Annotated in this window: 20 protein-coding genes and 1 pseudogene; 9 read left to right on the top strand and 12 right to left on the bottom strand. The window is 65.9% G+C overall.

The genetic code is table 11. The features are described 5' to 3' along the window. Positions 1 to 72: 72 nt before the first annotated feature. Together IAG41_RS17700 and IAG41_RS17695 are read left to right on the top strand one after the other, a co-directional pair. Entirely contained in the window at positions 73 to 465 is a 393-nt protein-coding gene (locus IAG41_RS17700; protein WP_187729974.1) for a GtrA family protein, read from the top strand. Position 466: 1 nt separating this feature from the next. Next, positions 467 to 1,195: a class I SAM-dependent methyltransferase gene (locus tag IAG41_RS17695; RefSeq protein ID WP_187729973.1), complete on the top strand. Its 729-nt coding sequence runs from the start codon at positions 467 to 469 to the stop codon at positions 1,193 to 1,195. A 218-nt stretch (positions 1,196 to 1,413) separates the two neighbouring features. Here IAG41_RS17695 and IAG41_RS17690 read toward each other — a convergent pair whose 3' ends face one another. The 8 genes and pseudogenes from IAG41_RS17690 to IAG41_RS17655 all read right to left on the bottom strand — a co-directional run bounded on the left by IAG41_RS17690 (position 1,414) and on the right by IAG41_RS17655 (position 8,869). After that, positions 1,414 to 2,439 (bottom strand): glycosyltransferase family 2 protein, encoded by a 1,026-nt coding sequence (locus IAG41_RS17690; protein WP_187729972.1) that lies wholly within the window; start codon positions 2,437 to 2,439, stop codon positions 1,414 to 1,416. Between the two features lie 54 nt (positions 2,440 to 2,493). Further along, positions 2,494 to 2,805, bottom strand: a complete 312-nt coding sequence (locus tag IAG41_RS17685) for a winged helix-turn-helix domain-containing protein (RefSeq protein WP_187729971.1) — start codon at positions 2,803 to 2,805, stop codon at positions 2,494 to 2,496. Next, positions 2,802 to 3,344, bottom strand: coding sequence for a hypothetical protein (locus IAG41_RS17680; RefSeq protein ID WP_187729970.1), 543 nt, complete (start codon positions 3,342 to 3,344; stop codon positions 2,802 to 2,804). Before IAG41_RS17680 ends, IAG41_RS17685 begins: the two co-directional genes overlap by 4 nt. After that, a complete protein-coding gene (locus IAG41_RS17675; protein WP_187729969.1) occupies positions 3,341 to 4,279 on the bottom strand; it encodes an acyl-CoA thioester hydrolase/BAAT C-terminal domain-containing protein in 939 nt (312 codons plus the stop codon). The genes IAG41_RS17680 and IAG41_RS17675 overlap by 4 nt, the downstream gene beginning before the upstream one ends. Positions 4,280 to 4,402: 123 nt before the next feature. Continuing rightward, on the bottom strand, positions 4,403 to 5,662 hold the full coding sequence (locus IAG41_RS17670) for an RNA polymerase sigma factor (protein WP_187729968.1): 1,260 nt from the start codon (positions 5,660 to 5,662) through the stop codon (positions 4,403 to 4,405). A 114-nt stretch (positions 5,663 to 5,776) separates the two neighbouring features. Further along, positions 5,777 to 6,124, bottom strand: a pseudogene (locus IAG41_RS17665) (YciI family protein); the annotation flags it as partial. A gap of 184 nt (positions 6,125 to 6,308) precedes the next feature. After that, complete coding sequence (locus tag IAG41_RS17660; protein ID WP_187729966.1) at positions 6,309 to 8,396, bottom strand: RelA/SpoT family protein; 2,088 nt, start codon at positions 8,394 to 8,396, stop codon at positions 6,309 to 6,311. Positions 8,397 to 8,557: 161 nt separating this feature from the next. Further along, on the bottom strand, positions 8,558 to 8,869 hold the full coding sequence (locus IAG41_RS17655) for a CC_3452 family protein (RefSeq protein WP_187729965.1): 312 nt from the start codon (positions 8,867 to 8,869) through the stop codon (positions 8,558 to 8,560). Positions 8,870 to 9,019: 150 nt separating this feature from the next. Between IAG41_RS17655 and IAG41_RS17650 the strand changes: the two genes are divergently transcribed. From IAG41_RS17650 to IAG41_RS17635, 4 genes are all read left to right on the top strand, one after another. After that, a complete protein-coding gene (locus IAG41_RS17650; protein WP_187729964.1) occupies positions 9,020 to 9,511 on the top strand; it encodes a winged helix-turn-helix transcriptional regulator in 492 nt (163 codons plus the stop codon). Between the two features lie 93 nt (positions 9,512 to 9,604). Continuing rightward, positions 9,605 to 11,119, top strand: coding sequence for an NAD(P)/FAD-dependent oxidoreductase (locus IAG41_RS17645; RefSeq protein ID WP_187729963.1), 1,515 nt, complete (start codon positions 9,605 to 9,607; stop codon positions 11,117 to 11,119). Then, on the top strand, positions 11,116 to 12,861 hold the full coding sequence (locus IAG41_RS17640; RefSeq protein ID WP_187729962.1) for a hypothetical protein: 1,746 nt from the start codon (positions 11,116 to 11,118) through the stop codon (positions 12,859 to 12,861). The genes IAG41_RS17645 and IAG41_RS17640 overlap by 4 nt, the downstream gene beginning before the upstream one ends. Before the next feature lie 39 nt (positions 12,862 to 12,900). Then, positions 12,901 to 14,574 (top strand): hypothetical protein, encoded by a 1,674-nt coding sequence (locus tag IAG41_RS17635; RefSeq protein ID WP_187729961.1) that lies wholly within the window; start codon positions 12,901 to 12,903, stop codon positions 14,572 to 14,574. Positions 14,575 to 14,611: 37 nt separating this feature from the next. Here the strand turns inward: IAG41_RS17635 and IAG41_RS17630 are convergent, their stop codons facing one another. Genes IAG41_RS17630 through IAG41_RS17615 form a run of 4 tightly spaced genes read right to left on the bottom strand, consistent with a single transcriptional unit; the run spans position 14,612 to position 19,086 of the window. After that, positions 14,612 to 15,748, bottom strand: coding sequence for a GNAT family N-acetyltransferase (locus IAG41_RS17630; RefSeq protein WP_316251183.1), 1,137 nt, complete (start codon positions 15,746 to 15,748; stop codon positions 14,612 to 14,614). Positions 15,749 to 15,800: 52 nt separating this feature from the next. Beyond that, positions 15,801 to 17,072: a mechanosensitive ion channel family protein gene (locus IAG41_RS17625; protein WP_187729959.1), complete on the bottom strand. Its 1,272-nt coding sequence runs from the start codon at positions 17,070 to 17,072 to the stop codon at positions 15,801 to 15,803. Beyond that, on the bottom strand, positions 17,072 to 18,256 hold the full coding sequence (gene metC, locus IAG41_RS17620; protein WP_187729958.1) for a cystathionine beta-lyase: 1,185 nt from the start codon (positions 18,254 to 18,256) through the stop codon (positions 17,072 to 17,074). The genes IAG41_RS17625 and metC overlap by 1 nt, the downstream gene beginning before the upstream one ends. Then, positions 18,253 to 19,086: a sulfurtransferase gene (locus IAG41_RS17615; RefSeq protein WP_187729957.1), complete on the bottom strand. Its 834-nt coding sequence runs from the start codon at positions 19,084 to 19,086 to the stop codon at positions 18,253 to 18,255. The genes metC and IAG41_RS17615 overlap by 4 nt, the downstream gene beginning before the upstream one ends. A 53-nt stretch (positions 19,087 to 19,139) precedes the next feature. Here IAG41_RS17615 and queF point away from each other — a divergent pair, with 53 nt between their 5' ends. From queF to IAG41_RS17600, 3 genes are all read left to right on the top strand, one after another. Then, complete coding sequence (queF, locus tag IAG41_RS17610) at positions 19,140 to 19,586, top strand: preQ(1) synthase (RefSeq protein ID WP_187729956.1); 447 nt, start codon at positions 19,140 to 19,142, stop codon at positions 19,584 to 19,586. A gap of 138 nt (positions 19,587 to 19,724) precedes the next feature. Beyond that, positions 19,725 to 21,995, top strand: a complete 2,271-nt coding sequence (locus tag IAG41_RS17605) for a glycosyltransferase family 4 protein (protein ID WP_187729955.1) — start codon at positions 19,725 to 19,727, stop codon at positions 21,993 to 21,995. Between the two features lie 45 nt (positions 21,996 to 22,040). Further along, positions 22,041 to 23,327, top strand: a complete 1,287-nt coding sequence (locus IAG41_RS17600; RefSeq protein WP_187729954.1) for a glycoside hydrolase family 130 protein — start codon at positions 22,041 to 22,043, stop codon at positions 23,325 to 23,327. The last annotated feature ends 3 nt before the right edge of the window (positions 23,328 to 23,330 follow it).

Raw genomic sequence — 23,330 nt, 5'->3', positions numbered from 1 at the left:
CGCACCGCATTAGGGCGACGCCTTGCGCAAGGGCAAGCGAGAGTGACGGCGATCTTTCAACGATTTGAAGCGATGTGGGGGGAGGGCCTGCTCGGCCAGCTGATCCGCTTCGGTATCGCGGGCGGGCTGGCCACGGTCGTATATGCCGCCGTCTATTGGCCACTCGCGACCTATGTGATCCATCCGGTCGTCGCATCGATCGCGGGATTCTTCGTCGCAGTCATCTTCGGCTATTTCGTCCACAGCGCCTGGAGTTTCCGTGGGCACGGCGCCGATACGGGCAGCATCAAGACGCAATCGAAGTTCTTCGCGGTCCAGTCGGTCAGCATGCTGCTCAATGCGGGGTTCACCTGGTTGCTGACTGGGCCGCTGGTGCATGGCCCCACCTGGTGGCCGCTCGTTCCCGCCGTATGCGTGACTCCGCTCGTCACGTTCGGTCTCAATCGTCGTCTGGTATTCGCCTGATATGGATCGCATCGTTTATGAACGCATGGCCGCGCACGACACCACGCATTGGTGGTACCGCGCGCGTCGCGAGATCCTGGCCGACTATCTGACGCGCTTCGGCGATTTGCCCAAGGACGCGCGTATCCTCGAGATCGGCTGCGGTACCGGCCATAACCTGCCGATGCTCGCCCAGTTCGGCGAGATCGATGCGATCGAGATCGACGAGACCGCCGCGGCCCAGGCCAGCGAACGGCTGGGCAAGAAGGTCGGCTCCTCGCCGCTGCCCGAACTGGAGGGGGTGCAGCCCGGCAGTTACGATCTGGTCGCGGTGCTCGATGTGGTGGAGCATGTCGAGGACGATGTCGCTGCGCTCAAGGCAATTGCCACCGCACTCAAGCCCGGTGGCAAGATCCTGATCACCGTGCCCGCGCATCAATGGATGTGGAGTGCGCACGATGTAGTGAACCACCACAAGCGCCGCTATTCCAAGGGCACGCTTATCGCCGCGCTCGACAAGGCGGGGCTCAAATGGCGTAAGCTGCACTGGTTCAACTCGCTGCTCTTTCCCGTCGCGGTCGCGGCGCGCTTCGCCGGCAAGCTGATGGGCAAGGACGACAGCGACGATTCGCCGCCGCCCAAGCCGCTCAACACGGTATTCGAAGGCATATTCGGGCTGGAGCGCCACCTGCTCGGCCGCGTGCCGATGCCGCCTGGCCTATCAATCATCGTGCTGGCGTCGCCGAAATAGTCCGGACCGGCCGACTATCGATTCGCCTCAACCGGCGAATAAAAGGCGAATCGTAGAAGTGATGGTTTTTCAGGACCTTCGCGTGTGACCGGTTGACACGGTTGACACCTACATTGTCGAAATTTCTTCTTCCCCGTCAAAAGGCGTTTTTTTGGGGTCTCGACCATGAGAAAGACCGATCCTCGAATCGCCTTTGAAATCCTACATTGCAAGATAGCCTATTCCGCAGCTTCGCTCCGCACCGCCTGCGGCGCGACGTTCACTTCGCCCGAATCCTCGAAGCGATAGCCGAGCGAGGCGTGGCCCTGCACCGGGCCGGCGACATCGGCGACGATATAAAGCGGCCGCCGCTTCGATTCGACATAGAGCCGGCCCAGATACTCGCCGATCATGCCGAGCACGAACATCTGCACCGCGCCGAGCACCACCACGACCAGCATCAGCGAGGTCCAGCCGGGAATCGCGCTTCCCATCAGCCAGCCGATCAGGATGTAGAGCACGAGCAGCGCCGAGGCGGCGGTGAGCAGCAGCCCGACATGGCTCGCGAAGCGCAACGGCGCGGTCGAGAAGCCCGTGATCGCGTCGAGCGCGAAGCGGATCATCTTGCCCAGCGGATATTTGCTGGTGCCGGCGTGCCGCTCGTGCCGGTCATAGACGAAGGGCACCTGGCGGAAGCCGATCCACGCCACCATGCCGCGGATGAAGCGCGCCTGCTCGGGCAGCGACAGGAACGCGTCGAGCGCGCGCCGGGTCATCAGCCGGAAGTCGCCCGTGTCGAGCGGGATCGGCGTGTCCGTGATCCGGTCGAGCGCGCGGTAGAAGATCGCTGCGGTCGCCTTCTTGAAGATGCTCTCGCCCTCGCGCTTGCGCCGCACGGCGTAGACGACATCCGCGCCCTCGGTCGCCAGCGTGGCGCGCATGTCGGCCAGCAGCTCGGGCGGATCCTGCAGATCGGCGTCGATGATCAGGATCTGATCGCCCGCGCACAGATCGAGTCCGGCGGTCAGCGCGAGCTGATGGCCGTGGTTGCGCGACAGGTTGATCGCCACCAGGTGCGGATCGCTCGCGGAAAGCCGCTGCATCACCTGCCAGCTCGCGTCGCGCGAGCCGTCGTTGATCAGGAGGATCTCGTAATCCTCGCCCACGGCGGACTTTGCGGCTGCCGAGACGCGCGCGTGCAGCATCTCGAGGCAAGCCTCCTCGTTGTAGCAGGGGATGACGACGGAGAGCGCGGGCCGTTTCATGGGCGGCGTGTCTAGCGCGGTGTCGCGGCCCAGTCACACGGAAAAGCGCGCGGCTCAGCGCCCGCCGATCCGCGACTGATCCACGATGCTTTTGAGGAAGGCGAGATGGCTCAGGAATGCGGTGCGCCCGGCCGCGGTGATCGCGACCAGCGTGCGCGTGCGCTTGCCTACCGCCTGCTTGTCGACCGAGACGTAACCCGCCTTTTCCAGCGTCCCGAGATGCGCGCCGAGATTGCCGTCGGTGGTGCCGAGCACCGATTTGAGCCGCGAGAAGTCGAGCGGTGCCTGGTCGGGCTCGGCATCGAGCGCGGCGAGGATGCGCAGCCGGGTCGACTGGTGAACGACTTCGTCCGGTCCCTCGCTCATGCGCGCCTCAGCCACAGCCCGCTGAGCAGCAACGCACCGCCGCCGCCGAATGCCAGCCAAAGATAGAGGTGCGATCGGTCTAGGAACCAGCCGGCCAGGACGAGCGCAGCGAGTGCGAGCCCGATCCAGGCGAAACGGGCGCCCGCCCAGATGCCGAGCACGACATAGGCCGTGGCGACGCAGAGCGACACCAGCGCGTTGGCCTGGAGCGGATCGCGGATGCCGGCGACGAGCATCAATGCGGCGAAGAAGCCGAAAGCGGCCAGCGCGGTTGCGGCCGAGCGCCAGCCGCCGCCACGCGCACCGCCCCTGGGCTTGCGGGTCATCGACCACGCCACCGCAGCAGGGATGCCAATCAGCCAGCTGTTATTGCCCCAGTGAGGTGCGAGCTGCGTGACGAGATTGCAGACCAGCCACACCAGTCCCCAGCCGATCAGGCTATCGCCGGCATGGGCATAGCCGCTGAGCTCGAAGGCACGGCGCCGGGTCCGTTCGACCTCACGCAATGCGCTTGCCGCATCCTCGCCTGCAATGTTCATCGTGCCGGGCCTCCCAGCGCCTTATCGAAGAAGGCGAAGGTCTGTGTCCAGGCATCCGCGCGCGCGGCGGCGTTGCCTACCTCAGTGCCGCCAAGATTGTCATAGCCCGAGTTGCGCATGCGTCCGTCGGCCGGCGAGAGGCCGCCATGCCCGGTATCGACATAGGCGATGTGGCGGTGCTCGAAGCGGAAATGATGTGCGTCGAGCCGCTGCATCACCCGATCGGACATCGCCGAGGACGGCCAGAGCGAGTCACCCTTCGCCGAAAGCAGCAACACCGGCCCGTTGATCCGTTCGACAGGGATCGCCGCATCGGGATGCGCGTCGGCGAATTTGAGGCTGCGGACATAGAGATCGAGCACGCCGCTGAATGGGGCACTGGTATCATAGGGAAGATAGGCGACCGGCTGCCCGCCCAGGCTGAAGGTCGATTTCACGTCCTGATAATTGGCGAAGTTGATCCCCTGCCACACGACCGAGCTCGGTACCGCGGCGACCACTGCCTTGATCTCGCTCTGCAGCGACGCGACGAGCAGCGCGGCCTCACCGCCCTTTGAGATGCCGTAGAGACCGATATGGCCGGCATCGGCCAGCGGCTGCGCCTTGAGCCACACCACGGCCTTGGCGAAATATTCGAGCGGGATCTCCTGGAGCTGTTGCGGCAGCCCCTCCGTCTTGAAATAGGCGAGCGCAAGCACGCCATAGCCATGCGCAGCGAAGGCGGCGCCCAGCCGCTTGCCGCCATTCTCGCCGCCTTCGGACCCGCCGAGCACCAGGATCACGGGCCCGCGCTTGCCGCTTGCCGGCGGATACCAGGTGGCGACCAGCCCATTGTCGCGAATGGCGATACCAGCCGGGGCCGCTGCCGGGACGGTCTGCGCCAATGCGGGCGCGGCAAAGGGGACGGCCACCGCCAGGGCGGCCGCGAACAACAATTCATGACGATTTCTCCGATTGCTCTGTATCGCAGAGTTAATTACTCTGTGATGCAGAGTGAGTCAACCGCCTGGTTGCGGGTTGCCATTCGAATGAAAACGGTAGCCGCTACCCTACATCGTTCACTGGCAAGCCGCGGCGCGGGCGAGGAGCCATTCCTTCTCCCGTGCATTGCGCGTGAACTCGGCGGCGCGGAGGAACTCGCCCCGGGCTTCGGCGAGCCGTCCCGCGCGAAAGAGAAAATCGGCCCGCGCGGCCGGCAGCGGCGCATAGTTTCTGAGAGCCGCGGCCTCGGCGATTGCGTCGACCAGCGCGAGTCCGGCTTCCGGGCCATAGGCCATGCTGTGCGCCACAGCGCGGTTGAGATCGACGATGGGCGAGGGCATCACCGCGCGAAGCCGGTCGTAGAGGCTCGCGATCCGCTTCCAATCGGTGTCCTCCGCGCGCAGGGCCCGGGCGTGGCAGGCGGCGAGCGCAGCCTGGAGCGCGTAGGGGCCGTCGGCGCCGCCGAATGCCTCGGCCCGCTCGAGCGCCGCAAGGCCATGGCGGATCAGCAGCTGGTCCCACCGTGCCCGGTTCTGCTCGGTGATCGGGATGAAGCTTCCGTCCGGCGCCTGGCGCGTGGCAAGGCGCGAGGCCTGGATCTCCATAAGGGCGAGCAGGCCGAATACTTCGGGTTCCTCCGGCGCCAGGCCTGCGAGGATACGCCCGAGCCGCTGTGCCTCGGCGCAGAGCGACGGCCGGACCAGTTCCTCGCCCGCGGTGGCGGCATAGCCTTCGTTGAAGATGAGGTAGACCACCTCGAGCACTGAGGCGAGGCGCAGGGCGCGCTCGGAGCCGCGCGGCACTTCGAAAGCGAGTCCGGCATTTCCGATCGCCTTCTTGGCGCGGACGATGCGCTGCGCGATCGTCGGCTCGCTGGAGAGAAAAGCCCGGGCGATCTCCTCGGTGGTGAGGCCGCCGACCAAACGAAGCGTGAGCGCTGCCCGCGCCTTGGGGGAGAGCAAAGGGTGGCAGGCCGTGAAGATCAGCCCGAGCAACGGATCGCCGATATCGTCGTCCATCGCCGCCTCCAGATCCTCGACGCTGGTGTCGCGTTCCTCCTCGAGATCGCGGGCGATTTCGGCGTGCTTGCGGTCGAGCATCCGCGCGCGGCGAAGTCCGTCGATCGCGCGGCGCTTGGCCGCGGCCATCAGCCAGGCGCCGGGATTGCGGGGAATGCCGGTTGCCGGCCATTCGGCGAGCGCAATCACCAGCGCGTCCTGCGCCAGCTCCTCCGCCCGGTCGACGTCGCGCACCATGCGGGCCAGGCCCCCGATGAGCCTGGCCTGCTCGATCCGGAAGACCGTCTCGATCGCCCTTTGGGTTTCGGTCGCCGCCACGCTTCCCGATTAAGGAAAGCATGCGGCGACCGGAAGCCCCTAGCGTCCCTCGAGCCCGGCGCGCACCCGGTCGCTGATCGCCTCGGCCTCGGGCGTCAACAGATGGGCGAAGTCCGCCATCTCGTAGAACGGGCGGATCTCGATCTCGCTCGGCCCGAACATCGGGTTGGGGCAGCGCTTCACCCAGGCGACCGCCTCGTCCATGTCCTTGACTTCCCAGATCCAGAAGCCGGCGACGAGCTCGCGGGTCTCGGCGAACGGGCCGTCGATCACCGCGCGGTTCGGGCCGTCGAAGGCGACGCGCTTGCCGTTCGAGGAGGGCTTCAAGCCATCGCCCAGCTGCAGGATGCCGGCCTTGATCAGCTCCTCATTATATTTGCCCATCGCCTCGAACAGCTCGGCCGAAGGCATGATGCCTTCTTCGCTGTCTTGCGTCGCCTTGACCAACACCATCACACGCATTTTCATCTCCTCTTCGATCGGAGCCCGTTATGGCTTCCTGCTCTTACGACGAACGGGCTTCGGCCGATTCGACAGGGGCGGCGGAATTTTTCCTGCCGGCAAAATTCAACGCGATCACGCACGGCTTGAACGAAAGCAGCCGGTTCGTTTCCGGCCGATTCCGTCTGGCGCGTGCATCCAAGCCCTAGGCCCGCTCCGCCGAGCTAACCGCATCCGCCGCCCTGAGCGCCGCCAGCAGCCGCATCAAATGCGCCGCGTTGCGGACTTCGAGGTCGATCGTGTTGGTGTGGAAAGTGGTGTCGCGGTTATCCATCCGCATGCCGAGGATGTTGGCCTTGTGCTGGCCGATCAAGGTGGCGATCGCGCCGAGCGCGCCGGGCTCGTTCTTGAGCGTGACGTTGATCCGCGCGGTGCCGCCCTCGGCCTTGTCGCCCCAGGTCAAGTCGACCCAATCCTCGTCGTCGGTATCGGCCAGGTTGACGCAGTCGATCGCATGGACCTCGATCGGCTGGCCGGGTCGCCTGAGCCCGACGATGCGGTCGCCCGGGACCGGTCGGCAATCCTCGGACAAATGGAAGGCGACGCCGGGGGTTAGGCCCTTGATATCGATCGCCGCGCTCTGCGTCGGCATCGCATGATCCTCGCCGTCGGTGGAGCCGGGCATCACCGCCTCCAGCACCTGCGCGTCGGTCAGCTTGCGCCGCGCGATCGCCTCCATCAGCGCCTCCTCGTCGGGCAGTTTGAGGCGCTTGAGCGCGTCGCCCAGCGCCTCCGACCCCGCGGGGGTGGGCAGCCGCTGGACGATCTCGTCATAGAGCTTGCGGCCGAGCCGGACGGTCTCGTCGCGCTCCTTGTGGCGGATATGGCGGCGGATCGCGGCGCGTGCCTTGCCGGTGATCGCGAAGTTGAGCCAGTTGGCCTGGGGCTCCTGCGCCTTGGAGCGGAGGATCGAGACCTGGTCGCCCTGCTCGATCTCGGTGCGCAGCGGCACGACGCGGCCATTGACCTTGGCGCCCACCGCCTGATCGCCCAGGTTGGAGTGCACCGCATAGGCGAAATCGACCGGGGTCGCGCCCTTGGGAAGCTGGATCAGCTCGCCCTTGGGGGTGAAGGCGAAGATCCGGTCCTGGTACATCGCCATACGGGTGTGCTCGAGCAGCTCCTCGGGGCTCTCGGCATGGTCGAGGATCTCGATCAGGTCGCGGATCCAGCTCACCTGGGTATCGGGGCGCACCGCGTCCTGCTTGTACGCCCAGTGCGCGGCGAGGCCGAACTCGGCCTGGGCATGCATGTCGTCGGTGCGGATCTGGATCTCGACGCGCATGTTCTCGGCGTGGATGATCGAGGTGTGCAGCGAGCGATAGCCGTTGCGCTTGGGTGTCGAGATGTAATCCTTGAAGCGGCCGGGGACCATCGGCCAGCGGCGATGGATCACGCCGAGCGTGCGGTAGCATTCCTCCTCGCTCTTCACGATCGCGCGAAAGGCCATCACGTCCGAAAGCTGTTCGAGCGACACATGCCGCTCGGACATCTTCTTCCAGATCGAATAGGGATGCTTCTCGCGCCCGCTGACCTCGGCCTCGATGCCGTTGCGGCCGAGCAGCAGCTTCAGGCCCGAGGCGATCTTGGCGATGCGGTCCTCGCCCTCGATCTTGAGCGCATCGAGTCGGCGGGTGATCGATTCATAGGCTTCGGGCTCGAGCTCCTTGAAGGCGAGCGTCTGCATCTCCTTCATGAACTCGTACATGCCGATCCGCTCGGCGAGCGGAGCATAGATGTCCATCGTCTCGCGGGCGATGCGGCGGCGCTTCTCCTCGTTCTTGATGAAGTGGAGCGTGCGCATATTGTGCAGCCGGTCGGCAAGCTTGACCAGCAGCACGCGGATGTCGTCGGACATGGCGAGCAGGAATTTGCGGAGATTCTCGGCGGCGCGCTCGCTCTCGGTCTGCGCCTCGATCTTGGACAGCTTGGTGACGCCGTCGACCATGCGCGCGACATTCTCGCCGAACAGACGGTGGATGTCCTCGGGGGTGGCGACGGTGTCCTCGATCGTGTCGTGCAGGATCGCCGTGGCGATCGTCTCGGCGTCGAGGTGGAGATCGGTCAGGATGCCCGCGACTTCGATCGGGTGGCTGAAATAGGGATCGCCCGAGGCGCGCTTCTGGGTGCCGTGCGCGTTGACCGAAAACACGTAAGCGCGGTTGAGCAACGCTTCATCGGCATCGGGGTCGTATGACAGGACCCGGTCCACAAGTTCATATTGACGCAGCACGTCTCCTAAATGGGGCGCTGCGACGCTGCATTGCAACGTTTTAGTGGGCGCAGACTCCAGAAGGGAGCCCGGTGTGGCACGAATGCAAAAGCGCCGCCGGCCCGGGAGAGGCCGACGGCGCTTTCAGTTGTCGCTCGGAGGCAGCCCCGATCCTGTTCGGATCAGCGCGCCTTGGCGTTGCACTTCGCAAGCGCATCGGCATCGAAATCGGCGCCGTTGGCACGGAATGCGGTGAGCGTGCCGACTTCGCGGGCGACCAGCTCGCAGACGATGCCGTCACGGGCATTCGCCTTGCTCGCGGTGCAGACACCGCTGCCGCACTTCCAGATGGTCGAGCGCGTGACCAGGCTGGCCTTTTCAGGCGCGGTCGCGGGGGTGGCGGAGTAATAGCCGCGGGATTGGGCGATGCCGGCTGCGGGAGTGAGCGCCAGCGTGGCCGCGGCGACTGCCGCGACAGCAAAGAAACGGCTCATGACAGTTCCTCCTGGGGAAGTTTATCGTGCAATCTAGTTGCGAATCACTACCTAATTGACATAGAGGTAAGTTGCAAGCAGAAACTAGTGTTGCGTTGCAATATTTTATCCCGTTCCGCTGGCGCGGATTTTGCCGTAAGGTGATTGCTTATGGGTGGTGCGATCAGAGAGTCGCTGCGCGAACTGGCGCGAGATTGCAGTCTGCCGGCGGCGCTGGAGGCGATGGGGGAACGCTGGTCGTTCCTGATCCTGCGCGGCTCGTTCAATGGCCTGCACCATTTCGAGGAATTCCAGTCCGAACTCGGCATCGCGCGCAACATCCTGGCCAACCGCCTGGCGCGGCTGGTGGGGCATGGCATCCTAGTCCGCCAGCCCTGCGCCGACGACCGCCGCAAGATCGAATATCGCCTGACCGACAAGGGCTATGCGCTGCTGCCGACGATGGTGGCGCTCCGCCAATGGGGGGAGCGTTGGGAGACCGGCGTGCCGGCGATGCCGATCCTGGTCGACGCGCGCGATCACCGGCCGATCGCGCCGGTCACGGTGCGCTCACATGACGGGCGCGCGCTGGGCAAGGGCGACATGCTGTGGGCGTTGCCCGAGAACGTGGCCGAGGAGCCCGAGGTTCGCGCGGCGGAATAGCCGGACCAGCCGCATTTAGCCGCCTGTTAACCAGACCTTAGCCCTTCAGGCCGCATTCCCCGAGGCACAACGCTCCACGGGGGAAGCACCGGAATGCCCGCACCCAAGAATGCCGTCGACGTCGCGATCATCGGCGCCGGCCCGGCTGGCCTGACCGCCGGCTATCTGCTGACCAAGGCAGGGTATTCGGTGACGATCCTCGAGAAGGATCCGGTCTATGTCGGCGGCATCAGCCGCACCGTCGAGCATGAGGGCTTCCGCTTCGACATCGGGGGCCACCGCTTCTTCTCCAAGTCGAAGGAAGTGGTCGATCTCTGGAACGAGATCCTGCCCAACGATTTCATCGAGCGCCCGCGGATGAGCCGCATCTTCTATGGCGGCAAATTCTACAGCTATCCGCTGCGCGCGTTCGAGGCGTTAATGAACCTCGGCATCTTCACCTCGACCTTGTGCATGCTGAGCTATGCCAAAGCGAAGGCCTTTCCCAGGAAAGAGGTGAAGAGCTTCGAGGACTGGGTGGTCAACCAGTTCGGCCACAAGCTCTATTCGATCTTCTTCAAGACCTATACCGAGAAGGTGTGGGGCATGCCGTGCGACGAGATGTCGGCCGACTGGGCAGCGCAGCGCATCAAGGGGCTGAGCCTGGGCAAGGCCGTGATCGACGGGCTCAAGCGCTCGCTGGGACTCAACAAGAAGCCCAATGACGGCATGGAGACCAAGACACTGCTCGAGACCTTCCGCTATCCGCGCAAGGGCCCCGGCATGATGTGGGAAGCCGCGCGCGACCGGATGGTCGAGGGCGGCAATATTGTGCTGATGGATCACGCGCTGAAGGCGATGCGCTTCGACGAGGCGACCGGCCGCTGGAACGTCCAGGCGACGCGCGGCGACGGCGAGATCGTCACCGTCAACGCCGCACACGTCATCTCGTCCGCGCCGATGCGCGAGCTCGCGAGCCGCGTCCAGCCGATGCCCGCGAGCATCCCGGCAGCGATGGACCTTCACTATCGCGACTTCCTGACGGTGGCGCTGATGATCCGTTCGGAGGACCTGTTTCCCGATAACTGGATCTACATCCACGAACAGGGCGTGAAGGTCGGCCGCGTGCAGAATTTCCGCAGCTGGTCGCCCGAGATGGTGCCCGACGAATCGATCGCTTGCGTCGGCCTCGAATATTTCTGCTTCGAGGGCGACGGCCTGTGGAGCATGGCCGATGACGAGCTGATCGCGCTCGCCACGCGCGAACTGGCAATGCTCGGCCTGTGCAGCGCCGAACAGGTCGTCGGCGGCGCGGTGGTGCGCCAGGAAAAGGCGTATCCGGTCTATGACGGGAGCTATCGCGACAATGTCGACGTGCTGCGCCGCGAATTGGAGGCGCGTTATCCGACGCTCCACCTGGTCGGCCGCAACGGCATGCATCGCTACAACAACCAGGATCATGCGATGATGACGGCGATGCTCACCGTCCGGAATATCGAGGCGGGCGAGCGTGTCTATGACGTGTGGAACGTCAATGAGGACGCCGAATATCATGAGAGCGGCACCGAGGGCGAACAGGCGGCGCTCGCATCCGAACGCCAGGTGCCGGGCCGCCTGCGCGCGGCGTGAACCGGTCCGCCAGCCTCTGGCCAGCGATCGCGATCGCCTGGACACTCGCTTGCGTCGTGTTGGTCGCGGCGAGCTGGGGCGACTTGGCGCGCCTGAAATTTCCCGATCCCGACGATCCCATGCGCCTGATGCAGGTGCGCGACTGGCTTGCCGGGCAGAGCTGGTGGGATGTCAGCCAGCATCGGCTCGCCGCGGGTGCGATGCACTGGTCGCGACTCGTCGACCTGCCGATCGCCGCGGTGATCCTCGCCACGCGGCCTTTGCTGGGCCAGGCCGGCGCCGAGCAGGCCGCGCTGATTGTCGTACCGCTTGTCACCCTGCTCGCGATCCTCGCGCTCGCGGCGCATCTGACGCGGCGACTGGCCGGATCGGACATCGCCCGGATGGCGGTGCTGATCGTGCCGCTGTCGGTACCGATCCTCTACCAGACCCGGCCGCTCAGGGTGGATCATCACGGCTGGCAGGTCGTCCTCGCGCTCGCGGCGCTGCTGCTGCTCGCTGGTAAGCCGACGATCCGCGCTGGCATGCTGATCGGGCTGTCGCTCGCAGCGCTGATCACCATCTCGCTCGAAGGCCTGCCGATCGCCGCCACCCTGTGCGGCATCGCCGCGCTCGCCTGGGCGTTCGATCCGGCGCGGCGCGCGTCGCTGATCGCCATGGTCTGGAGCCTGTTCGGCGCGGCGCTGCTGCTCCAGCTCGCCACGCGCGGCCCAGGCTATGTCGCGCCGCTGTGCGATGCGCTGACGCCAGACTGGATCGCATCGCTCGGCGTCGCCGCGTTGGGCACCACGCTCGCTACCTTTGCGGGCCGCGCGCCGCTTCCCGTTCGGATCGGTGTGCTCGCAATTGCCGGTGCCGCGGCAATCGGCTGGCTGCTGTTCCAGGCGCCCGAATGCGTCGCCGGGCCCTTCGCCCGGCTCGATCCGCTGACCAGGTCGCTTTGGTACGAGAAGGTTTCGGAGGGGCTGCCGGTCTGGCAGCAATATCCGAGTTGGGCGGTCATGACCGTGGGCCTTCCGATCATCGGGATCGCCGGCGCCGTGCTCGCGCTCGGCCGCTGCACCACCGAGGCGCGCGTCCGCTGGACCCTCTATCTCGCCGCCCTGATCCCCGCGACGCTGATTGCCGCGCTGGTGATGCGCGCGGGCGCGACCGCCAACGCCATCGCCGTGCCGGGCGTCGCCTGGGCGTTGAGCGCGATGCTGACGCGCGCGCGTGCGATTCGCTCGGTCCTGCCGCGCACCGCCGCCACCGCCGCCGCGCTACTGATCGCCTCGCCCGGCCTCGCAGCTGTCGCGCTGCTCGGCTTTCCCCAGACCCAGGCGATGCGCGCCGCGCAGGAACGCTATGCCGCCCAGGGCCGTCCCGCCTGCGCCGACGGCACCCAGGCGCGCGCCGTCGATCAGTTGCCGCCGGCTTTGCTCTTCGCCCCGATCGACATCGCGCCCGACATCATCGTCGCGACGCATCAGCGCGCCATCGCCAGCGGTCATCACCGCAACATGGCCGCGATGCACGACGTGATCGCTGCCTTTACCGGCACGCCCGAGGAGGCGCACAAGCTGATCGCGGCGCACGGCGCGCAATATGTCGTGGTGTGCCCGGGCCTCAACGAACCTGAGCTCTACCGCGAGTCGGCTCCTAACGGCTTCTGGGCACGGCTCGAACGCGGTGAGCGATTCCAATGGCTTGAACCCGTCGCCGTCCATGGCTCGCCGGTCCTTGTCTGGAAGCTTCGCTAGCCGCTTGCAGCCACGCTGCCCACATGCCTAGAAGCGCGGATGGAACGGGGCGAAGCTCTACATTGGTGGCAGACACGATGGTTTGTCGCCATCGCCACCCTGATTGCGATCGTGCCCTTGCTCTGGCCGGACATTCCGCCGCTCGTCGACTTGCCGGGGCATATGGGGCGGTACCGCGTCCAATTGGTCTACGACCAGGTGCCGCACCTCCACGAATGGTATGATTTCAACTGGGCGCTGATGGGCAATCTCGGCGTCGATCTTCTGATCATTCCGCTCGAGAAGCTCTTCGGGCTCGAACTCGCGGTAAAGCTGATCGTGATCACGATCCCCGCGATGACGGTCGCGGGGCTGCTGTGGATCTCGCGCGAGGTGCATGGCCGCATCCCGGCGAGCGCCCTGTTCGCGCTGCCGCTTGCCTATGCCTTCCCGTTCCATTTCGGCTTCGTCAATTTCGCGCTGTCGATGGCGCTGGCGCTGCTCGCTTTCGGCTGGTGGCTTCGGCTCGCGCGGCTGGGCAAGCTGCAGTTCCGATCGCTGGTGTTCCTGCCGATCTCGGTGCTGATCTGGATCACCCATACCTTCGGTTGGGGCGTGCTCGGCGTGCTCGCCTTCTCGGCCGAGCTGATCCGCCAGCACGACCTGCGCCGCCGCCCCGGCGTGCATTGGCGTGAGGATTTCGTCCACACCTGGCTGTTGCCCTGGTTCCATGCCGGCATTCAGTGTCTGGTGCTCGCGCCGCCGGCGCTGCTGATGCTGATGTGGCGCAGCGGCGGGCATGTCAGCGGCCAGACGTTCGACTGGTTCAACTGGCGCGCCAAGATGATGTGGATCACCCAGGTGTTCCGCGACCGCTGGCAGCTGTTCGACATTGCCAGCATCGGCGTGCTGTTCCTGCTAATGCTCAAGGCGGTACGCGACCCCAACATCCAATATTCGCGCAACCTGGCGCTCTCGGCGATCCTGCTCGCGCTCGTCTATGTCATGCTGCCGCGCGTCGTGTTCGGGTCGGCCTATGCGGACATGCGGCTAGTGCCCTTCCTGCTGGCGATCGCGATCATTGCGATTCGGCCCAAGCCCGGCATGTCGATCCGCGGCGCCGCCACCGTCGCAGTGCTCGGCATGACCTTCTTCCTCGTCCGGATTGGCGCGACCACCTACAGCTTCTTTCTCTACGACCAATCCTATGATCGCGAGCTGAAGGCGCTCGATCACTTGCCTGAAGGATCGCGGCTGGTGAGCTTCGTCGGCGAGACCTGCTACAACGAATGGCGAATGACGCGCCTCCAGCACGTTCCGGCGCTCGCGCTCGAGCGCAAGCTCTCCTACACCAACGATCAATGGTCGATGCCTGGCGGCCAGCTGCTCACCGTGCGCTATCGCGCCGCTCGGCCCTTCGCGCATGATCCGTCGGAGATCGTCACCGATATCCAGTGCCCGCGCGAATGGTGGCGTCCGATCGCGCGCAGCTTGGCGATCTTCCCGCGCGATGCGTTCGACTATGTCTGGCTGATCCGCCCGCCGGCCTATGATCCGCGTTTCGAGCAGGGGCTGATCCCGGTGTGGCGCGACGGCACCAGCGCGCTGTTCCGCATCGACCACAGCGTGGCCGGGCCGCCGCTTCATCCGGGCGACCTGCCGGTCCCCAAGCCCGAGGCGCAGGTGCTCCGCGAGGCCGCGGAAAAGGGCGAGGTACTGGGGAATACGGAGTGAGTTGAGACTGCCCCCCTCCCTGGAAGGGAAGGGAGGATCAGCACGCGCGCTTGAAGGGCATCATCTCGCCCAGATACTCCTGCTCCTGCTCGACCGACAACCGCTCGCGCGCGAGGAAATCGGCCACCGCGCGGCGGAAGCCCGGATCCGGGAGATAGTGCGCCGACCAGGTGGTGACGGGCGCGTAACCGCGCGCCAGCTTGTGCTCACCCTGCGCGCCGGCTTCGACCCGCGCGAGCCCGCGCGCGATCGCGGCGTCGATCGCCTGATAATAGCAGAGCTCGAAATGGAGGAAGGGCACTTCCTCGACGCAGCCCCAATAGCGCCCGTACAGCGCGTCGGCGCCGATCAGGTTGAGCGCGCCCGCTACGGCCACCCCGTCGCGTTCGGCGAAGATCAGCAGCACCGCGTCGCCCATCTCTTCGCCGAGCAGCGAGAAGAATTCGCGGGTCAGATATGGCTGGCCCCATTTGCGGCTGCCGGTGTCCTGGTAGAAGGCCCAGAAGGCGTCCCAATGCGCCTCGGTAATCTCAGGGCCGGTTAGGTGGCGGACGGTGAGCCTGTCCAGCGCCTGGGCACGCTCCTTGCGGATCGCCTTGCGCTTGCGGCTGGCGAGCGCGCTCAGGAAATCCTCGAAGCTCGCATAGCCATGATTCTGCCAGTGGAACTGGGTGCCGGCGCGCACCAGCCAGCCCGCCGCCTCGAACCAACCGAGCTGGTCCTCGTCGAGGAAGGTGACATGGGCGGAAGAGAGCCGGTTCTGGTCGGTCACCGCTTCGATCGCGCCGATCAGCGCGGGCGCGAGCGCCGGGTCGCGCAGCAGCAGCCGCGGCCCAGGTACCGGCGTGAACGGCACCGCAACCTGGATCTTCGGATAATATTGGCCGCCCGCCTGCTCCCAGGCATCGGCCCAACCATGATCGAAGACATATTCGCCCTGGCTGTGCGTCTTGGCATAGGCCGGCGCGATCGCCGCGGGCCTGCCGTCCGCGCCGTCGATCACGATCGGCAAAGGCTGCCACCCGGCGCGCACGCCCGCCGATCCCGACCGCTCGAGGATCGAGAGAAAGGCGTGGCTGACGAACGGATTGCCGGCGCCGGCACAGGCATCCCAGTCCGCGGCGGGGATCGATGCGACGCCGTCGGCGATATGGGCGGTTACGGGGGAAGGCACGCGGGGAATGTAGGGCGATATCCGGGCCGCGGGGAGTACCTGCCGCGGATTTTCAGGTCGGGGCGTGTCCGGAGTCCAGCATCCGCACCTCGCGCTGGGGCAGGGGCACGGTGATGCCGTTCTCCTTGAACAGGCACCAGAGCCGGTTGAGCACGTCGCTTCGCACATTGCCGACGCCGCTTTCGGGGTCGTTGATCCAGGCGAGAATCTCGTGCTCGACGCCGTTTTCGCCGAACGCCATCAGCCAGACGTTGGACTTGGGACTGTCGAGCACGCGCGGGCTCTCGGCGGCGGCACGGAGCATCAGTTCCTGCGCGAGCTTGAGGTCGCAGCTATAGGAGACGGTGACCGGGATGCGCACGCGGACGTTGCGATCGGTGTAGGACCAGTTCTCCACTTCCTGCGTCATCAGATTCTCGTTGGGAATCAGATGCTCCTTGCCGTCACGGGTGACGACCGAGACGGCGCGCACGCCGATCTTGTTCACCCAGCCGAAGCTGTCGCCGACCACGATCACGTCCCCAGGCTTGATTGAGCGATCCATCAGCAGGATGATTCCGGCGATCAGATTGCCGATCGTCTTCTGCATGCCGAAGCCCACCGCCAAGCCAAAGGCGCCCGAGAAGACGGTGAAGGCGGTGAGGTCGATCTCGAGCAGGTCGACGCCGATGAAGAAAGCGACCACCACCGCAGCGATGCCCGCCAGCTTCTGGAAGAGCAATTTCTGGGTGGGATCGAATTCGTGCGCCGAGAGGACCCATTGCGCGAGCACGCGGTTGACCAGCCGCACCCCGGCGAAGAGCAGCAGCACGGTGATCGCGAAAGTGAGCGCCGACAGGAGCGTGAAACGCCGCTGGCCGATCTGGACGCCCACGCGGTCGAGAGTCTCCTGCGCCATCGCGAACCCGCCGATCGCGTGGGAGAGGATCGCGGCGAAGACCAGTGCGGCGAAGGTCCAGGCGGCCCAGCGCGGCAGGTTCAACCCGCGCAAGACCTCGATGCTCAGCAGCGCCGCCGCCGAAGCCTCGGCGAAGCCGATGCCGAGCGCCGCCAGCGGCTGCCATGGCCAGGCCGCAGCGATGATCGCGATTAGTATCGTGGCGGTTCCATGCCGCATGATCCTGCACAGCCGAAGATGGATGCCCTCGACATGACCGTGGAGGTGTGCGGTCCAGAACCGCGCCAGTCGGGTGCCGGGATAGCGCCCCGCCAGCCAACCAAGCGTCAGCGCCGCAATCACTAGGCCCAGCGCGACCGCGGCCTCTGTCAGTTCGGGCGCCCCGGGCAGGTTGTGTCCCGCCAGCCAGGCGCCCAGCCGTTCCATCAGCCGCGCGCGCCCGCGAAACGGGCCAAGCCGGCCTCGAGATCGGCGATCAGGTCGTCCGGATCCTCAAGCCCGATCTGGAGGCGGACCACCGGGCCCTCGGCCTGCCATCTGGTGGCGCTGCGATGGCGCTGCGGATCGACTGGCAGTGCCAGGCTCTCAAAGCCGCCCCAACTGAAGCCGATGCCGAAATGCTTCAGGCCGTCGATCAGCGCGGCGCGCGCCGTCTCGCTGCCGCCGTCCAGCACGAAGGAGAAGAGGCCCGACGCGCCCTTGAAGTCGCGCGCGAAGATCTCGTGGCCGGGGCAATCGGGAAGGGCCGGGTGGAGCACGCGCGCTACTTCGGGGCGGGTCTGGAGCCATTCGGCGATCTTGAGCGCGGCCTCGCCATGCTGCCTGAGCCGCACCGCCATGGTGCGCAGCCCGCGCGATCCGAGCCAGGCGTCGTCGGGGCTGGCATATTGGCCGAGCTGGTAGGTCGCGGCGCGCAGCCGCTCATATTGGCCCTGAGCGGCGGTCACCGATCCCAGCATGACGTCCGAATGGCCGACGACATATTTGGTGCAGGCGAGGATCGAATAATCGACGCCCATGCCGATCACCGGCAGCAGCAACGGCGTCGCCCAGGTATTGTCGATCAAGGTGGTGATGCCGCGCGCCTTGGCGACAGCGACGATCGCGGGGACATCCTGGACCTCGAAGGTCAGGCTGCCCGGGCTCTCCATGAAGATTGCCTTGGTGCGATCGGTGCAGAGATCGGCGATGCCTGCGCCGATCATCGGATCGTAGAAGGTGGTGGCGATACCGAAGCGCTTGAGCATGCCCGCGGCAAGATTGCGCGTCGGATCATAGGCGCTGTCGACCAGCAGCAGCTCGTCGCCGGGCGAGAGCACCGCGAGCAGCGCAGAGGCAACGGCGGCCACGCCCGAAGGATAAAGGAGGGTCGCTTCAGCACCCGGTTCGAGCTCGGTCAGTGCGTCGGCAAGCGACCATTGGGTCGGCGTGCCGCGGCGGCCGTAGAACAGCTTGTGATGCGTGTCGGCCGCGCCGCGCTCGCGCAGTTCGGCCACCGAATCATAGAGGATGGTCGAGGCGCGCCAGACGGGCGTGTTGACGATGCCCTGGGTCCATTCGGGCCGGCGGCCGGCGGATACGACCCTGGTGGCGTCCTTCTCGTCGCTCATGCCGGGCCCATCGCCTTGGGGGTGGCGGGGTCAGCGCCCCATTCAGACCAGCTGCCGTCGTACAATGCCACTTCATGTCCCAGAAGATGCGCCGCGAAGACGAGCACGGCGGCGGTGATTCCCGATCCGCAGGTCGCGACCAGTGGCTTGGTCAGGTCTATCCCGGCGGCATCGAACTCGGCACGGATCGCATCGAACGGCTTCCAGGTCCGGTCGGGATTGAACAGCTTGCCATAGGTGAGGCTCTTCGATCCCGGGATATGGCCCGAACCGCAATCGGGGCGGGGATCGGGCTCCTCGCCGGTGAAGCGGGCGAGCGAACGGGCGTCGACGATCTGCTCCGATGTCGCCTTCATCTCGGCGAGAGTGCGGACCTTGGCCTTGGCCGGCCCCGCTGTGAAGCTGCCGGGCGTCGCCTCGACGACGCCGGTCTCCAGCGGGCGCCCTTCGGCTTTCCACTTGGCGATGCCGCCGTCGAGGATCGCCGCCTCGACGCCGTGCATCCGCAGCACCCACCAGGCGCGGCACGAAGTGTGGTGCGGGCTGTTGTCGTAGAGGGTGATCCGGCTGCCCGGCGTCACGCCAAGCTCGACCATCCGTGCCTCGAACACCGCGCGGGGCGGCAGCATCGAGGGCAGGGGATCCTCGACATCGACCAGCGTGTCGAGATCGAGGAACCAGGCCCCGGGGATATGCCCGGCGACGAATTCCGCGCGCGGATCCTGCTTCGCGGCGCCGGGCAGGGTCGAAGTATAGGTTGCGTCGAGCACCAGCAGGTCGTCCGCGCCCAGCGCGCCTGCCAGCCATTCGGTCGTTACGAGTCCGTCCATCGCCCTGCTCCTAGAAGGATGGAAAGCGGGGAGCAAACGCCTACATAGCCGCGATGGACGCCAAGCATCTCGGAAAACACTCCGCGCTCCCCGCCTCGCCCGACGAGGCCGAGCTCGACTATGTTCCCAATCCGCGCGCCGGCACGCGCTATCTGGTGCGTTTCGCCGCGCCCGAATTCACCTCGCTATGCCCGATCACCGGCCAGCCCGATTTCGCGCATCTGGTGATCGATTATGTGCCGCGCGAAACGATCGTTGAATCCAAATCGCTCAAGCTCTTCCTCGGATCCTTCCGCAACCATGGCGCTTTCCACGAGGATTGCACCGTCGGGATCGGCGAGCGGCTGTTTCGCGAAATGCAGCCCGAATGGCTGCGGATCGGCGGCTATTGGTATCCGCGCGGGGGCATCCCGATCGACGTGTTCTGGCAGTCGGGTGAGCCCCCGGCCGGCGTCTGGGTACCGGCCCAGGATGTGCCCGGCTACCGGGGGCGCGGCTGAACCTCGCATTTACAACGGCCTGCCGCTGCTGTACCATGTTGCATTGCACAATAATGCAACCATATCGAAAAATGCGAGTTTCTAAGGAGGAACAGGGCGCTCTGCCCAGAATCGAGTTGCACTAGCGAAAGGTCGAGAATGACACCGGCGCAGAAAATTCCGGGAATCCGGCACCTTGCCCTTATCGGCAACTTCCTCCCGCGCAAGTGTGGCCTCGCTACCTACACGACCGATACTTACAACGCACTTGTCGAGCGCTATGCCGGCCTTCAGGTCGATGTCTATGCGATGGACGATCACCCTGGGCTCTACGCCTATCCGCCCGAAGTGACCCGCGCGATCCCGCAGCATGATCGCGCCGCCTATGTCGACGCCGCCCGGGAGATCGAGGCGAGCGGGGCGCAGGCGCTGTGGATCCAGCACGAATATGGCATCTATGGCGGCTCGGCGGGTGACTTCCTGCTCGCGCTCACCGATCGGCTGTCGATCCCGGTAATCGTCACGCTCCACACCGTGCTCGAGAAGCCAAGCGCCGACGAGCGCCGCGTGATGGAGGCGCTGCTGCGTCGCGCGTCGCGCGTCGTCGTCATGGCCGAGCGGGGTCGCGACATATTGAAGCGCGTCCACGGCGTCTCCGATTCCAAGCTGGTGATGATCCCGCACGGCGTGCCCGATCGGGCCTTTGCCGACCCCGATATGTTCAAGCCGGCATTCGGCTGGGAAGGCCGCGACGTCATCCTCACCTTCGGCCTGCTCGCGCCCAACAAAGGTATCGAGACGATGATCTCGGCGATGCCCGCGATCGTCGCGGCGCGGCCGGAGGCGCTCTATGTCGTGCTCGGCGCCACGCACCCCAATCTCGTCGCCAATGAAGGCGAAGCCTATCGCGACCGTCTTGTCGCGCTGGCGGCCGAGAAGGGCGTGGCGGACCATGTCCGCTTCATCGACGTGTTCGTCGAGCAGGACGAGCTGATCGACTATCTCCAGGCGGCGGACATCTACGCGACGCCCTATATGAATCCGGCGCAGATCACCTCGGGCACGCTTTCCTACGCGGTGGGCGTCGGCAAGGCGGTGGTCTCCACGCCCTATGTCCACGCGACCGAGATCCTGGCCGATGGTCACGGCGTGCTCGTCGATTTCTGCGACAGCGCCGGGTTCGCCCGCGAGATCGCGAAGCTTTTGTCGGACAAGGCGGCGCTGATTGCGCTGTCGGCGCGTGCCTATGCCCGTGGCCGCACGATGCTGTGGCCGTGCCTCGCCGAGCGCACGATGGCCGAGATCGAAACGATCGTCGCCGCCAAGCCGCGCCGCTTCGTCAAGGCGCGCGTCGAGCTGGCGCCGCTCAAGCCCGATATCAGTGCAGTCGAGCGGATGAGCGATTCGACCGGCATGCTCCAGCATTCGATCTATTCGGTGCCCGATCGCCGCCACGGCTATTGCATCGACGACAATGCCCGCGCGCTGATCCTGATGTGCCGGATCGAGGATATCGACGACGCGGTCCGCGACAAATGGACCAGCGTCTACGCGGCCTTCGTCCAATATGCCTGGAACGGCGACAAGCGGCGCTTCCGCAATTTCATGAACTTCGATCGTACCTGGTGCGAGGATGTCGGCTCGGAAGATTCGAACGGCCGCGGGCTATGGGCACTGGGTGTCACGGCGCGCGATGCCCATGCGCAGAAGCATCGCGACTGGGCCTCGGCGATGTTCGATTCCACCGCGTCGATCGCACTCGATCTCGGCAGCCCCCGGGCGCGCGCCTTTGCGATGCTCGCGGCCGCGGCGATGATCGAGGCGCATCCGGGCCACCCGCTATGCCGCACGATCCTGACGCGCTTCGGCGACGAGCTGATCGCGCTTCTCGACGGCGCACGCCGCCCCGAATGGCAATGGTTCGAGATCGTGCTCGCCTATGACAATGCGCGGCTGCCCGAGGCGCTGTTGCGCGCCGGCCAGGTGCTCGGTCGCAGCGATTTCGTCAGCGTCGGATTGGAGACGCTCGAATGGATCGTCGAGCGGCAGACCTCGCCCGAAGGCCGCTTCCGCGCGGTCGGCACCGAGAGCTTCGGCCGGCCCTATGCCGACCCGCTGCCGTTCGACCAACAGCCGCTGGAAGCCCAGGCGACGATCGATGCCTGTGTCGCCGCGCATCAGGTGACGCATGATCCGCACTGGGCGGAAGAGGCGATGCGCGCCTATCGCTGGTATCTGGGTGCCAACGATCTCGAAATGCCGCTCGCCAGTCCGCAGGACGGCGGCTGCTTCGACGGCCTGATGCCGACCGGGCTCAACCGCAACCAGGGCGCCGAGTCGATTTTGGCGCTGCAACTGGCAAGTTGCGCAATTTCCGCTCTATCAAAGAGCGCGGAAAACGTGGCAGGACCGAAACGGGCCGTCGCTTAACCTTCGTTAGTGCCGACGGCTCGCTCGGCCTTTGCGGGGGATGCGTTGCTCGACTTGTTTACTCATAGCCTGCGGCTGAAGGCCGACCCTTCGCGGGTCGTGGTGCGGCCGTTCCACATCGCCTGGACGACGAACGGCACCGCGCCGAGCCGTACCGAGCGGCTGGTGACCGAAGTGCTCGACATGTCGCCCGCCCAGGCGCGCGCCGAGCTGGAGATCGTGCTCAAGGATTTCGAAGCGCGCCACTGGCAGACGCGGCGCGTGTTCATGACGCGGTACGACGAGATCGAAGCGCAGCTGGGGCTCGACGGCAGCGAGATCGGCGACGAGAAGCGCCAGCTGATCGGCGCCTATTTCTGCCACGAATACAGCTATGCCGCCGCCGCGCTGATGAACCCCAGTGCCGTGCCGCATTACGACCAGTCGGGCATGCCCAAGGGCTCGCTTCGCATCCTTATGTCGTTGCGCGCGGTGGGCGAGGGGCATATCTCCTCGGTCGCTTTCCGCGAAGGCATCATCACCGACCATAACGAGCTGACGCTGGCGCCCGAGCCGCCCTTCGCGACCGCCGCCGATGCGCGCGAGGAGGATGAGGACCAGATACCCGAGGGGCCGGTGACGGTGTACCGGCACCGCGATTCGACGCTGTCGGGCACGGTCATCTTTCCGATCACCAAGGCGCAGTCGAACGGCCTGGAAGATCTGCGCATCTGCCATTTCACCCACGAAGACGGCAGCGACGAATGGATCGGCACCTACACCGCCTATAACGGATCGGTGATCCAGTCCGAGCTGCTGCGTACCCGCGACTGGCGCAGCTTCGACCTGGTGCCGATGACCGGCAGCGCGGCGCGTAACAAGGGCATGGCGCTGTTCCCCCGCAAGGTGGATGGCCGATACATGATGCTCGGCCGGCAGGACGGCGAGAACATCTTCCTCCATTCGTCCGACACGATCACCCATTGGGAGGGCGGCGATCTCCTCATCAAGCCGCAATTTCCCTGGGAGCTCGTCCAGATGGGAAATTGCGGCCCGCCGATCGAGCTCGACGAAGGGTGGCTGGTGCTCACCCATGGCGTGGGTGCGATGCGCAAATATTCGATCGGCGCAGCCCTGCTCGACAAGCATGATCCGTCGAAGGTGCTCGCCCGCTCGCCCCAGCCTTTGCTCGCCGCCGCGGACCAGGACCGCGAAGGTTATGTGCCCAACGTCGTCTATACCTGCGGCGCGATCCGCCACCGCGACAAATTGTTCATCCCCTATGGCGTGGCGGACAGCTCAGTCGCCTTTGCCTTCGTGCCGATCAGCTCGATCCTCGAACAGATGGCCTAACGA

The organism is Sphingomonas sp. JC676, from assembly GCF_014489075.1.
Taxonomy (GTDB): Bacteria; Pseudomonadota; Alphaproteobacteria; order Sphingomonadales; family Sphingomonadaceae; genus Sphingomonas.
This window is presented reverse-complemented; position numbering and strand designations above follow the sequence as displayed.

What these genes read in the sequence shown, in the direction of transcription:
- IAG41_RS17685 (WP_187729971.1), bottom strand. Translation starts at nt 2,805, where the DNA reads ATGAGCGAGGGACCGGACGAAGTCGTTCACCAGTCGACCCGGCTGCGC.
- IAG41_RS17625 (WP_187729959.1), bottom strand. Translation starts at nt 17,072, where the DNA reads ATGGAACGGCTGGGCGCCTGGCTGGCGGGACACAACCTGCCCGGGGCG.
- IAG41_RS17655 (WP_187729965.1), bottom strand. Translation starts at nt 8,869, where the DNA reads ATGAGCCGTTTCTTTGCTGTCGCGGCAGTCGCCGCGGCCACGCTGGCG.
- metC (WP_187729958.1), bottom strand. Translation starts at nt 18,256, where the DNA reads ATGAGCGACGAGAAGGACGCCACCAGGGTCGTATCCGCCGGCCGCCGG.
- queF (WP_187729956.1), top strand. Translation starts at nt 19,140, where the DNA reads ATGGACGCCAAGCATCTCGGAAAACACTCCGCGCTCCCCGCCTCGCCC.
- IAG41_RS17690 (WP_187729972.1), bottom strand. Translation starts at nt 2,439, where the DNA reads ATGAAACGGCCCGCGCTCTCCGTCGTCATCCCCTGCTACAACGAGGAG.
- IAG41_RS17605 (WP_187729955.1), top strand. Translation starts at nt 19,725, where the DNA reads ATGACACCGGCGCAGAAAATTCCGGGAATCCGGCACCTTGCCCTTATC.
- IAG41_RS17695 (WP_187729973.1), top strand. Translation starts at nt 467, where the DNA reads ATGGATCGCATCGTTTATGAACGCATGGCCGCGCACGACACCACGCAT.
- IAG41_RS17635 (WP_187729961.1), top strand. Translation starts at nt 12,901, where the DNA reads ATGGAACGGGGCGAAGCTCTACATTGGTGGCAGACACGATGGTTTGTC.
- IAG41_RS17650 (WP_187729964.1), top strand. Translation starts at nt 9,020, where the DNA reads ATGGGTGGTGCGATCAGAGAGTCGCTGCGCGAACTGGCGCGAGATTGC.
- IAG41_RS17615 (WP_187729957.1), bottom strand. Translation starts at nt 19,086, where the DNA reads ATGGACGGACTCGTAACGACCGAATGGCTGGCAGGCGCGCTGGGCGCG.
- IAG41_RS17645 (WP_187729963.1), top strand. Translation starts at nt 9,605, where the DNA reads ATGCCCGCACCCAAGAATGCCGTCGACGTCGCGATCATCGGCGCCGGC.
- IAG41_RS17700 (WP_187729974.1), top strand. Translation starts at nt 73, where the DNA reads ATGTGGGGGGAGGGCCTGCTCGGCCAGCTGATCCGCTTCGGTATCGCG.
- IAG41_RS17680 (WP_187729970.1), bottom strand. Translation starts at nt 3,344, where the DNA reads ATGAACATTGCAGGCGAGGATGCGGCAAGCGCATTGCGTGAGGTCGAA.